Here is a 12,530-nt window from a genome sequence, read left to right as displayed (position 1 = left end):
TGATGCAGCGCTTTTGCTTTGTGGCCCTACTCGTAAAACCGCAACCTCACCGGCCCCAACAACCCCGACTTCCGCAGCGGATAATCCTTTCCAAACTTCTTCACATTCGTCTTCGTGAACCGCTTATCCTCCGGCAGCAACTGGTCACCAATAATGCGATTTGGCCAAAGGTTTACTATTTTAATTTCGAGCTCATTACCGCCTTCTTTTACATAGGCTGATATATCGCCCGTAAAAGGCGGCGCCCACCAAACTCCTGCATCGCGGCCATTTATATGGACTTCGGCAATGTTGTATACCGCGCCAAGGTCCAGCCACACTTTACTTTTTAGCTGCGCGGCAGTCAGGTTGACGCGCTGCCTGTACACCGCCGTTCCTGCGTAATATTTAATCCCATCGTTCGTATGATCAGGCCACGAAATAAGGCGATCAAATACGATGTTCTCCGGTCCACCCCAGGCTTTGGAGAAGCTGACCTGCCAGGGCGCATTAAGCGGTAGCTCGGCAGTATGCATATCCTTCGTTTGTACTTTTCCGTTGCTATGCGCCAGGCTATACGACCCGGGGGCGGTGAACAGCAGTCCGGCCGCCTGCTGTACGAACGGCGCCTCTGCAAATGTATCAGCGGGTAAGGTAGGAAATAGTTCCGCACCATCTTTTACCAGTGTTGTCACATGCGCCTGCACCGGCTTGCGGAACACCACGAACGTAGAACCGAATGGCGGCAGGAACATCGGCAGTTGTACACGCTCGTTATCCGTGGTATACAACGTTTGCTGCATCATCGTTCCTTTAATCGGATCCCACACTTCGGGCTGGCGGCCTTTGATACGGAAACTCAGGTTTACGTATTCGGGCCGCTCGTTCCGGTTCACCACATAATAAATGTCGGCGTCGGGTGTTCTGCGGTGAATGTAATCGATGAGTGTATTGGTTTACGGCCTTCGTAAGTAAAATCCGGCTGCAAACCTTTTTCCATCAATACCGGCGAACGGGTTTATCTTGTATCACGCGGGCCCACACCTTATCCGCCAGTGCGGTAATATCTTTTCCCGCGTTTCTTAAACCTGCCGCGGCCAATGGTTTAGGACCGATGACCGTGGCGCCGTCGCGGACGAGCTGCTCCAGCTTCTGCAATACTTCCGGCGTTATTACTTTCCAGTCGGGCAACACGAGCACTGCGTAACTCATCCCGTCCGGCAGCACGATACGGCCATTTTTCACCTGCATACGATGCAGGATCACATCCGTATTACAAACATCATAGTCGTAACCCTCGCCCAAACCGGGTTCAACATGTTTGAGGGGTACCTGGTTAGGTACGTTATCGCCATAGTAATAGCATACATCGCCCACGAACAACCCACGCGACAGCATATACGAAATGCGGCTGTTCCAACGCAGGAAAGCAGGCGCCTGCTCCCACCAGGTAACATTCTGGTTAAAGTGAGTACCGGCAAAGTATTCATTGCCCGGCTTCCCGGCTTCCTCCGGCGAATGTGTAAAGGTGTGAATCACCAGGCGGTTCAGCCCTTCGCAATACACCCGGTCCAACGTAGGTTTCATGTAATAGAAATCCTCCTCCCAATGCGGCCCGATGCTCGTAGGCCCTTCGGCCTGTGCAAATTGTTTACCATAGATATGCGCGGCAGAAGCAGGTTGCTTCACATACAGGCGGCGATGCGCCTCTATCCGGTGTGTATTGGCGCGTATCCAGAACTCGCCCATCGGGATAGCGTTCAGTCCCCGGTTCTTCAAGGCATCTAGGGGTGCAGGATGCGGGCCCCCACTTTCGGAGTGAATGCCCATGCCCTGCTGCGCCGCCAGGTCGGCAAAGCGCTCATAGTGGTTCTTATAAATCAGATCGGCAATCGTTCTGCGGAAATCGAACAGGAAGTTATTGGACACATCCCGGTTATCGATAATGCGGCCGGTGAGGATAGGCAGGTACTTATAGATATCATAGCCATTGGCCGCCTTAAATTCCTGCGCGAAAGCGGGTGTCCAGTTGCTGGCCCCCAGTTCCCAGCTGTCGTCGTGCAGGTACTTGAGCGCCGGGATCTTTTGTCCGCGTGTGAGCACCCCTACTGTTTTACTGTATTGCAGGTCCATAGCCTCGCTGCTCATGTAGTCGATGGCCAGTCCGCCGCCACCCGGACTATGCGTTGACACCGGATGCCGGTGGCCGTGTATCCAAAGCGCATGAGCAAATACTTGCCTGCGGGCAGCTGCCAGCGCAGGCGGCCACTTGCATCCACTTTATCGCTCACATCAATAATATCATTCAGGTCCGCATGCGCTTCATGTACCGGCGAAGCCTCCGGTTTCATAAAGAGGTTCCAGTCGTAGCCCAGCCCCTCTTTCGTAAAAGGAATACTGTAAATACTATGCACGGCTTTTATCTCGAAGTTCTCCAGCTGCTGCACCTTTTCATAGTTATCGTGCAGCTTCACCGCAAGCGTTACAATCGGCCGGTAAAAGGTGCCCTGGTAAAGTTTTGCGGGCATCGGCAACGGAATATCCAACGCACGCGGGCCCTGTAGCAACGTATCGCTCCACACTAGTTTCTGGGAGGCCAGTTCAGGCGTTACCCAGGGACCGCCATCGTTCCAGCCGCTGCCAATGTTCAAACTCAATTCGAGGTTAAGACTGTCGGCCACCTTGCAGGCATAGTGAAACAATTCCTGCCACTCGGCGCCCATAAACGCAGGTCCCGCTTTGGTTTTCTCCATATTCTGATAAGAGGAAGAACCGGCATCAAAAATGATCGCGCCCTTAATACCCGCGGCCTGCATGGCCGACAAGTCGCGAAGAATGCCTTTTTTGTTTGATAACCTTCCAGCCACCACCAGAATACGCGGGGCTTCGCCTCATCGGGCGGCTGCATAAAACCCGCTTCCAGCGGATCGGGAGCGGCTGAACTACCGGTGTCTGCCTGCTGTTGGAACATGCGTTGCACAGGCACAGCAATGCTACACCGGCGAGGAGCTTTTTCATCAACATAAAATAAAATTATTAACGTGGACCTATTGACAATTTATAATCACCACCACCAACGAGGGTGACGATGTATGCTCCGTCTTTTTTAACAGGCTTTATTTTGTCTTCACCAATAAATACTTCAAAACGCCCTTTCGTATAACGCGCCGGCAGTACGACCTGCGCGGTGGCATTAGGCGGCAACCCGAGCGTCATTAAGAAATCATCACCGCTCTTCTCATATACCGCCGTGATAGTGCCTTTGATCGTGGGCACCGTGATCATCGCACGGTTAAGACTGCTGATCTGCGGTTTAATGCGATATATTTCCCAACCCGGTGTAATCGGTTCAATGCCCATAAGTTTGCGGCTGATCGTGTTGATCGGCACTGCTCCCCATGCATGATTCCAGTCCTGGTTAGGTTTGAACTTTTGTCCCCATGCTTCCATCGCGATGGTACTGCCTTCGCGGATCATGTTGTACCAGCTCCTGTCAGCGGTAGAAGTAAGTAATTGAAGCCCATAATCCTCATCTGCACCGTCATACACTGCATCCATCAGGAACTGGCTGCCGTATACGCTGCAGGCTACACCACGCGAGCGGATAAACGCAGCTACGTCGTCTTTATATTTATCTTCCACCAGCCCGAAACACAGTGCAAACATATTCGTATGCAGCGAAGCGTGGGCCGTATCTGTGGCATCGTTAAACACACGCTGTTTCTTATTCCAGAAAAGTTTACGGTAGTCCTGCTGCAGTTTGTCCGCCTTGTTCTCAAATAACTTCGCGTCCGCATCCCGGTTCAGCACGGTGGCAATAGACTGCATATCGCGCAGGGCCTTGTAGTAATAAGCATTCACCACCGCGTTGTAATCACGGAACACGAAGCCGTCTGTTTCTCCGCCTTCACCCTTACCTAAGCCCAGTATACCGGAGTGCGGCCAGTCTACGATATCGCGCAAATTGCCACCTGTGAAGTGGATTGCCTTCATGAGCGCCTGCGTTTGTTTACCGGTGCGGGTGCTGATCAGGCCATTCGGCATTTCTAGCGGCATTAGCAGCTTTGCTTTCAGATCATTGTAGTAGTGGCGGGCAGAGCGGCTATCGCCGGTATATAGATAATCGTTGTACGCCATCAGCACAGATTGCAAGATCCATTCTGTGGGCCAGGTGGCATGGTGCAACAGGTATTCCTGCGAAGCCCGCGCCAACGTGAACTCCCGATCGGCCGCGTAATAACCCAGCTGGTTAATATAAGCGTCCGCCTCATAAGGAATTCTTTCTCTATCGCCATCTACGAAGATGCCTGCGAACGAAGTCGCTTTCATCGTGTAGTGACACATCTCCCATATTTTATTTAAGACGGTATCGGAACTGTAAAAGCTGGCCGCCGTTTCATCAAAAGGATAATTTACGGCCACGCGCACCACTTCCGTTGCATCCATTTTTGCCTTGTAGTTCCTGATCTCGCAATAACGGAAAGGTAGCACCTCGCCGATGTAAGCGGGCATGCGCACCGCCTGCGGACCAGTGTTACGGACATCCTGGCGGATGTTCACCTGGTAGGTATGCGTACCGCTCCGTAACGGAATGCGGTAACGCTGGTAACGGATCGTGCCGGCAGGGCGACGATTTACCGTACCCCAGGGAGTTAACGCCTCACCAATATGCACATCCACGGTATCGTGCAAACCAGTGGCGGTCAGCTCCAGCTTCAGCTGGCCAAAAGCCGCTTTGCCAAAATCTGCGAATACCATGGTGTCGCTTACTGTAAAGTGCTCCGGGAATTGGTCCGTCTTCTGCAAAGGATAACGCGCAGTAGCATAATCCGTCAGTACACTGTCTGTAAAAAACACCACGGGGTGTGGGAAGTCGCTCTGCGCACTGTCCGTGTCCCAAGCCATTACTTTCCAGTAATAAGGCGTGTTTGGCTGTAAAGGTTTCCCAAAATACAGGATAGCATTCGATTTAGCTGATACTACCTTACGGGTATCCCACATATTGCCTACATTCCTGTTCAAACTATCCGGATGATCGGCTACTAATATGCGGTAAGCACTTTGCATTACGTTCGGCCGCACGGAGCGCAGCATCCAGCTGAAGGCCGGGCGGAGATTACGGATGCGCACGGATTGTGTAGAGAGAAATGCTTCTTTGTTCCAACCGGGCTGCACCAGGTAGCCATTCACGGATTGATGGTCGGCATGCGCCACAAGATCACACATCAATCCATCGGGAACAAACAGGGACTGGGCCTTCGCAAACGTCGTTATACTGATCAAAAAAACTACGGTCAAAACTCTTATAAGCATGATAACAAGATAGTTAAAAGCCGGGGCATTCACGCCCCGGCTTTGGGATATTATCGTTTCCAGCCCTCGTTCTGTTCGAGCGGCTCGTCTTTATTCGTATCGATCACGGTCTGTGGAATGGGCCACAGGTTGTAGTAGTTGAAAGTGAGTGTTGCCTTGGCTTCCGGCCAGTAAGCATATTTACGGATGCGATCCACGGCGATGGTGCCGCCCATACGAAGCAGCGTATTCCAGCGACACTCTTCGTACACCAGCTCTCTTGCACGCTCATCTAAAATCATGTTGAAGTTATCGTCCATGTCGGCCGCGCTTACCATATAGGTACATTGTGCACGGGTACGCAGCAGGTTGATGTCCGCCGCTGCACCCGGCTTATCGCCTGCGCGCTGTTTAGCCTCTGCACGCAGCAGGATGGTTTCTGACAAGCGGATGAAGTAGTCGTCGCGAAACAGATTACTCATGTTTTCGCCATCGGCCACACCAGTGTATTTATCCGTAGCAATCTTGCAGGACACCGGGTAACACAGGCTGCGGTTATTCATATTAGTCGTCGCATCCGCACTGCCGTAGTACATCACGTCCCAGGGAATGGCTACGCCGAAGTAAGGCGAGGTAGCTACGTTTCCTTTAAATACGCGTCGGAATACGATATCGGTATTCCGCATATCGCCGCTCCACTGGCCATTGTAGATATCATCGCGGGTGTACATGGTAGGCATCATAAACGATACACCACGACCGCCAACATCTACGCCCGTGCCGGTCAGGTGGTCTTTCGCACCGTCGCGAAACACCGGACCATAGGTACGGGAGTAAGGCAGTTTGGATTTGCCATCTTCTGCTTTGTAAGCGGCATAATCAATCTGGATGGCCCATACGCACTCTTTGTTACCATCCTGGTAGTTCACGCTGTTTTCCTGGAACAGGTCCCAGTACACGTTCCCCTGCGCTTCTGTTCTGCGGGAACCGAAGCGGGTGGTCATGAGGTTATAGGTTCCCCGTCAATTACTTTGCTGGCAAAGGTGATAGCGTTGTTAAAAGCGGTAGTGGCTTCGGCAGCTCTACCATCGGCCTTTAGCTGGGTGCCTAAGGCCAGGTATAACTCGGCCAGGTTATGCTGTGCGGCGCCGCGGACGAGGCGGCCACCGGCGGTTGTTGTAACCGGAAGGTCATTCTCGATGGCGAGCAGTTCATCAATCGCAAATTGATAAGTTTCCACCCGTGTACTGCGTTTGAAGTCGTAACGCGGAGTCTTGGTTATTTCGGTTACCAGTGGCACACCGCCGAACAGCTCGCCCAGGTTACGGTACGCAAACGCGCGGAAAAAGCGGGCCTGTGCTTTTACATAGGCTTTATCGGCTGCAGATGCCCAGCTGATGTTGGCCAGATCGGCCGCGTACAAAGCCATGTTGGCCTTCGCGATCAGCTGGTACCAGGTGCTGTAGCAGTTGTAAAAAACGGCATTCTCCGCGTTAATGTTACCGTAGTTATTAAAGGAGTTACCCTTGCGGATGCTCGGAATATCATACATATCCGTACCGTTGCCGCGGAACACGGTAATCCAGGTTTCTTCCCCGGGTTGGCCCACAGGTCTCGCAGCTGCGAGTAGATAGACACCAGCACCTGGTCTACCTGCGAAGCAGTAGTAAAGGCATTGTCAACCGTATAAAAGGTAGCCGGTTTTTCCTGCAGAAATTCTTTATCGGATTTACAGCCCTGTACTGCCGCCAGCGACAGCAACAGTGCCCATTTCATTTTGTATATCGACTTTTTCATAATGGATCGTGTTGTGGATTAGAAACTGATATTGGCGCCGAATGAATAGGTAGATGGAACGGGAAAGTATTCTCCCGTACCGGTGTACCGGTTTCCGGATCGCCGCCGAACCAGTCGGTAAACGTAGCCAGGTTTTTCGCAGTCAGGAAAAACTTGGCGGAGTTGATGCGCAATGGCGTCAGCAGGCTTTGTTTCAACCTGTAGGATAAGGTAACGTCCTGCAGCCTCACGAACGTGCGGTTCTGTAAACCAAGGAACCTGCCATCTCCGCTAAAGAAAGCGGAAGGATAGGTATTGCTCCTGTTCTGCTCTGTCCAGTAAGGTTTGGAAGTCATATTGTCGTTGAAACGACCGGTGCCGGAAGTCAGGTACGCTGCGCTGTTCGACTTCAAATAGTAACCATTGCCACCGAAGTTGCCGGAAATCATCACATACAGATCGAAGTTTTTGTAGTTGACCGTATTGCTCATGCTCAAACGGAAGTTGTCCGGTGTATAACCCAATATCTTACGGTCTGCCGCACTAATGCCCTGTACTTTATCCAGGTCGCGGTACATAGGCGCACCTGCAGCCGCACCGGTAATACGCATGTACGCAGTATCTTCTACCTGCACAATACCCGTCTGCTCATATCCATATATTACACCCAGCGAATGACCGATGAACAGGTTGTTTGCAATGTCGTCATCTTCTTTACCATCACCGTTTTTATCCTCACCGTACAGTTTCACGAGCTTGTTGCGGTTCTGCCAGAAAGTAACGGCAGTAGTCCAGCCCCAGTCAGCCTGTTTGATGTTAACACTTCTTAGGGTGATCTCAATACCCTTATTATCTACCTGCCCCATAGACGTCTGCATGGTCTTGAAGCCTGTCATTACGGGGATGTTGCGGGTAAAGATCTGGTCAGTAGTTTTGGATTTGTACATATCGAGGTCTACGAACAAACGATCGTTGAACCAGGAAGACTCAAACCCTGCGTTCCATGATTCGGTTGTTTCCCAACCCAGGTCGGAGTTGCCGAGAGAGTTCTGGTACAGGCCATAAAAGATCTGGCTGGCAGAATTGGAAAATTCGTAGCGTACGCCACCCGAAGAACCATTAGATACGCGGGAAAGCGTACCATACGGGCCTACGCCCTGGTTACCGTTTTGTCCCCAGGATACTTTCAGTTTGAGGTTATTGAGATAATGGAGGTTCTTCATGAAATCTTCCTCTGTAATCCGCCACGCCAGGCCAGCTGCGGCAAAGTCTGCCCACTTGTTATTGGCGCCGAACACCGATGCGCCATCCCGGCGATAAGATCCGGTCACGAAGTAACGGTTGTTGTACGCATAACTCAGGCGGCCCAGGTAACCGATGTTAGCCCTTTCAACGATATTGACAGTAGCTTTCTGCACCGTAGCCGTTTGCAAACCAAACATCCCCAGTGCGGTATTACCATTCGCCTGGAAGTCGCTGCCGGATGAATTGTCCCACTCTTCTTTCCAGTAGTCACGGGTGTATACGCCTGTTACATCCACGGAATGTTTACCGAACGTCTTCTTATAGCTCAGGATGTTATCGATCACATAACTGTACTTGCTGTAGTTTTCGATATTACCATTTGCCCGCGACAGGAAACCCTGTATCGTGGCGGGTGAATATCGGGCCAGCCCCTCTCCTTCCGCTACGAAATATTTTTCATTATAGAAGTTACCTGTGCGGTCTTTATCCAGGTTCAGCATCAGGTTAGAACGGTAGGTTAATCCGTCTACCCAGGGCACTCTTACCAGGGCATGCGCATTGAGGCGGAAGTTGTTACCAACGTCCATATTGTTGCGGGTGCCATCCTGCACACCCCACAGCGGGTTTATGGCCGACTGCGTGTAAGGATATTTTTCAAGATGACCAAGACTGTCGCGGTACATCACACCGTATGGCGACATGGTTTGCGCTTCGCCTACGTTAGCGGCGAACCCGGAGTAATCACGTTTAGTGTAAGCGCCATCCGCACCAATTTCCAGCCAGCTGGTAATATTCATATTCAGTTTGGCCAGTACCGACACTCGTTTAAAATCATCCCCTTTTACGATTCCCTTATTCTGATCGAAAGAAGAAGAGATATAATAGTTGGTTTGCTGCGTAGCGCCGGATACAGCAGCCTGGTAACTCTGGATCAGGCCTGTACGGGTCACTTCGTCCAGCCACACGGTTTCACGGCCGGCGTTCATATTGGCGATCTCGCCCGGCTTGAGCCAGTTGGTAGAACCCGGGGTGTATTTATTACGGGCATTCACCACATCGATCCATTCCTTGCCGGTCATCATCACCGGCTGATTCTGCCATTTCTGGAAACCGGTAGAGGTATTGAAGGAGATAACGGGTTTGCCTACACGCCCTTTTTTAGTCGTAATGGCGATTACCCCGTTCGCGGAACGGGATCCGTATGCAGCGGCGGATGTCGCATCTTTCAGCACGTCCACGCTGGCAATATCGTTCGGGTTGATGTCGCCGATGCTGCCGAGGAACACTACCCCGTCCAGCACGATCAGCGGATCATTATTACCACTGATGGAGTTCTGACCACGGATCATCATGGAGGGTTGTCCGCCCGCGGTGTTGGCAGCACCTACACTCAGGCCGGATACGTTGCCCTTCAGCGCTTCCAGATGTTCATATTCGGCAGGCTGGCGATGGGCGAGCCTTCCATTTTCACGGAAGCTACCGAACCGGTGAAGTCCTGCCTGCGGGTGGTACCGTAACCGATCACCACGAGGTTATCGAGCGTAGTGGCTTCTTCTTTCAGTACGATCACCACATTAGCGGGGTCGGACGGAGTCATCGCCTGCGTTTTAAATCCGAGCATGGTGATTTCCAGCTCCACGGTGGTGCCATCCGGAACGGTGAAGTTAAATTCCCCTTTCGCGTCCGATGTGGCGCCCTTGGTGCTGTTCTTCAGCTTCACGCTGGCGCCGGGCAGCGGCTCTCCTTTTTCGTTGGTCACACGGCCTTTAACGACCAGTACCAACGGCGACGCAGCCAGGTGCATCAGTGGTGGTGGATCGCTCTTTTTGCGCACCACTACCGTATTATCTACAATAATGTAATTAAAAGGCTGGCCGGAGAAACAGGCGTCCAGGGCCTGTTGCAGGCTAACGCCCTGCAGGTCCAGTGATACTTTGCGCGCATCTTTTACCAATCTTTCATTAAAAAAGAAGTGATAGCCGCTTTGCCGGCTGATCTGCGCACAGACTTTATCAAGCGGCGTGTTTTTCACGCGCAGGGTAATCTGCTGACTATAGGCGTTGGCCTTCGTCTGTAGCAATGCTGTTAGCAACAATAACGTTGTGAGCTTCATAACCAAGATCGTTTTTCCGACAGGCCGCAGCCGGGACAGCAATAGGTTGCCGCGACCCTTTTTAGTGGAATGGCTGAATTTAAATTTCATAACTTAGTGGTTTGTTGGGGAATTCCCCTGTTCTGGTTGTCAAGTAGCTGGACAAAAGGGTGCCCTATATAGCCGGCAGTACCCCGTACTTCCGGCTTTTTTGTGCTCACCCATTTTGTTTTATATTGATTTCGATTGATTACTGCACTATTATTACCTGGCGATCTTTAATCGTAGCTTTTATATCGCTGTACACTAATATTTGTAAGAATTTCTCCAGGCTTACGTTCCGGGGCAGCGTTCCGCTGAAAACATCCGGCGGTACGCCATTGGGGTACACAACCGACACATCGTACCATCGCGCTGCCTGTCGCATCACGGCTCCCACGTCGGCCTGTGTAAATTTAAAGTATCCGTCCTTCCGTGCAATCACCTGCTCAATATCTTCCGGCCGGCGTTGTTGAATGGTAGTGCCCATTACAGCCTGTTCACCCGGCCGCAGGGCCTACCTGCACACCTTCCCGCGCCAGTACTACCGCACCGCTGAGCAGCGTGGCTTCGGCCGGACCTTCATCTTCGTAAGCATTAATATTAAAGGTGGTGCCCAGCACCTTTACTTCGAAATCGGGTTGCTCGCGCATGCCGGTAACTTCCACGATAAACGGAGCGTGCGGGTTGCCGGCCGCGACTTCAAAATACACTTCTCCTGTTACTTTTACGCGCCGTTCATTTTTTAGGAATGCCACGGGATAGGTGAGTGAGGATGCCGCGTTCAGCCATGCTTTGGTGCCATCGGGTAACAATACCTGGTATTGGCCGCCGCGGGGCGTACGCATCGTATTATATAATGGTTGGGTTGATTCACCCTGTTGTTGATATGCCAGTTGTCCGTTCGCGAGTTTGGTCACGCGTGTTTTGCCCTGCTGGCCAAGTAGTCCGTTCGAGGCGCTGTCCAATTCCACCACGGTACCATCTGCCAATGTCAGCATCGCCTGCTGGCGGCCGGGGCGTATTTCGCTGGAGGCAGCGTTCGCAGGTCGGCTTTCGACTATGGGCGCCGCGGCCTTATCCTGCTTCAACATAAAGAAAGCAGTGGAGAGCCCTGCCACACAGGCTGCAGCAGCCCACCAGGAAAGTCTGCGAATACGGCTTTTCCGGCGTGCATCTTCAGGAGCATTCTGTATTTGCTGCAGCATTTCCGCCTTCAACAGCGCATCCTGTTCGCCATGGCCGGCCTCCTCCCACATGCGGTGCATGAATTTTGTCCAGTGGCACGATGCCCAGGTTCACGGACAGCATTCCACAGCTTTTCAAACTCCGCTTTCGAGAGTTCGTTCGCTACGTACTTTTCCATCAATATCAGAAAATCCGCTTCTTTCATAACAGCTGGAATGGGCCTTTCCAATAAAGACCGCTGAAAAGGAAGATAGGAAGTGCCGGTTTAAAAATATTTTTAGAAAAAAATGGAGAGGGCGTGTTCGCGTAAATACTTCTTCAAAAGGAAAGGGAACGCACGATGTAATCTTTCACCGCCGCGCGGCTAACGCCCATCTGGAGACTGATTTCCTCGTGACTTAATCCACCTTCACGGCTTAGGCGGAATGCCTTTTGCTGTTGCGGGGGCAGTTTGCGGATAGCGGTTTCCAGGATGGAACGCAACTCTTTATATTCTGTGTTGACACCAGCATCCCCGGTTTCGGTACTGGGCTGACCAGCGAGGTATTGATGATAAGCATCTTCGAGTTTCAGGCGGCTCATCTTCTTAAAAATAAGATTGCGTGCGCTGATAAAAAGATAGCTATTCACATCCCGGATATCGGCAACCGTTTCCCGGCGTTGCCATAGTTGCAAAAACACTTCCTGGGCAATATCCTGCGCCATGGGTCCGGCGTGGGTGAAGAGTAAAGCGGTGCTGTATACTTTGTGCCAATACACATCAAACAAAGCACAGAAAGCACTTTCGCTCCCTGCAGCCATTTGCGTCAGCATCAATTGGTCGTTATAACGTGAATCGGACAAAGTGAAAGGTGGCTTTGGTGGTATAAACTTAGCAAATTATTTATACCCTCCTAGCCTGAACAGGATGGTACAGGAT

11 protein-coding genes are annotated in these 12,530 nt (G+C 51.8%); all 11 read right to left on the bottom strand.

Going from position 1 to position 12,530, the window contains the following annotated elements; translation table 11 throughout:
- Window positions 1–26: 26 nt before the first annotated feature.
- Window positions 27–923 (bottom strand): glycosylhydrolase-like jelly roll fold domain-containing protein, encoded by an 897-nt coding sequence (locus MKQ70_RS40885; protein ID WP_504909691.1) that lies wholly within the window; start codon window positions 921–923, stop codon window positions 27–29.
- A 55-nt stretch (window positions 924–978) separates the two neighbouring features.
- Complete coding sequence (locus tag MKQ70_RS37350; RefSeq protein WP_308198900.1) at window positions 979–2,172, bottom strand: glycosyl hydrolase; 1,194 nt, start codon at window positions 2,170–2,172, stop codon at window positions 979–981.
- Complete coding sequence (locus tag MKQ70_RS37345) at window positions 2,124–2,849, bottom strand: glycosyl hydrolase (RefSeq protein ID WP_308198899.1); 726 nt, start codon at window positions 2,847–2,849, stop codon at window positions 2,124–2,126. The genes MKQ70_RS37350 and MKQ70_RS37345 overlap by 49 nt, the downstream gene beginning before the upstream one ends.
- Before the next feature lie 166 nt (window positions 2,850–3,015).
- Entirely contained in the window at window positions 3,016–5,262 is a 2,247-nt protein-coding gene (locus tag MKQ70_RS01145) for an alpha-L-rhamnosidase-related protein (RefSeq protein WP_248066571.1), read from the bottom strand.
- Between the two features lie 80 nt (window positions 5,263–5,342).
- Window positions 5,343–6,275 (bottom strand): RagB/SusD family nutrient uptake outer membrane protein, encoded by a 933-nt coding sequence (locus MKQ70_RS01140; protein WP_248066568.1) that lies wholly within the window; start codon window positions 6,273–6,275, stop codon window positions 5,343–5,345.
- Complete coding sequence (locus MKQ70_RS01135) at window positions 6,272–6,880, bottom strand: RagB/SusD family nutrient uptake outer membrane protein (protein ID WP_248066565.1); 609 nt, start codon at window positions 6,878–6,880, stop codon at window positions 6,272–6,274. The genes MKQ70_RS01140 and MKQ70_RS01135 overlap by 4 nt, the downstream gene beginning before the upstream one ends.
- A 184-nt stretch (window positions 6,881–7,064) precedes the next feature.
- Window positions 7,065–9,686: a SusC/RagA family TonB-linked outer membrane protein gene (locus MKQ70_RS01130; protein WP_248080902.1), complete on the bottom strand. Its 2,622-nt coding sequence runs from the start codon at window positions 9,684–9,686 to the stop codon at window positions 7,065–7,067.
- Between the two features lie 17 nt (window positions 9,687–9,703).
- Window positions 9,704–10,405: an STN domain-containing protein gene (locus MKQ70_RS01125; protein ID WP_248066547.1), complete on the bottom strand. Its 702-nt coding sequence runs from the start codon at window positions 10,403–10,405 to the stop codon at window positions 9,704–9,706.
- 229 nt (window positions 10,406–10,634) lie between these two features.
- Window positions 10,635–10,913, bottom strand: a complete 279-nt coding sequence (locus tag MKQ70_RS01120) for a DUF4974 domain-containing protein (RefSeq protein ID WP_248066533.1) — start codon at window positions 10,911–10,913, stop codon at window positions 10,635–10,637.
- Between the two features lie 10 nt (window positions 10,914–10,923).
- On the bottom strand, window positions 10,924–11,682 hold the full coding sequence (locus tag MKQ70_RS01115; protein ID WP_248066528.1) for a FecR family protein: 759 nt from the start codon (window positions 11,680–11,682) through the stop codon (window positions 10,924–10,926).
- 247 nt (window positions 11,683–11,929) lie between these two features.
- Complete coding sequence (locus MKQ70_RS01110; RefSeq protein WP_248066526.1) at window positions 11,930–12,424, bottom strand: sigma-70 family RNA polymerase sigma factor; 495 nt, start codon at window positions 12,422–12,424, stop codon at window positions 11,930–11,932.
- Window positions 12,425–12,530: the final 106 nt, after the last annotated feature.

This window comes from Chitinophaga sedimenti, from assembly GCF_023156195.1.
Classification (GTDB): domain Bacteria; phylum Bacteroidota; class Bacteroidia; order Chitinophagales; family Chitinophagaceae; genus Chitinophaga; species Chitinophaga sedimenti.
This window is presented reverse-complemented; position numbering and strand designations above follow the sequence as displayed.

What these genes read in the sequence shown, in the direction of transcription:
- MKQ70_RS01125 (WP_248066547.1), bottom strand. Translation starts at nt 10,405, where the DNA reads ATGAAGCTCACAACGTTATTGTTGCTAACAGCATTGCTACAGACGAAG.
- MKQ70_RS01120 (WP_248066533.1), bottom strand. Translation starts at nt 10,913, where the DNA reads ATGGGCACTACCATTCAACAACGCCGGCCGGAAGATATTGAGCAGGTG.
- MKQ70_RS01140 (WP_248066568.1), bottom strand. Translation starts at nt 6,275, where the DNA reads ATGACCACCCGCTTCGGTTCCCGCAGAACAGAAGCGCAGGGGAACGTG.
- MKQ70_RS01110 (WP_248066526.1), bottom strand. Translation starts at nt 12,424, where the DNA reads ATGCTGACGCAAATGGCTGCAGGGAGCGAAAGTGCTTTCTGTGCTTTG.
- MKQ70_RS01115 (WP_248066528.1), bottom strand. Translation starts at nt 11,682, where the DNA reads ATGTGGGAGGAGGCCGGCCATGGCGAACAGGATGCGCTGTTGAAGGCG.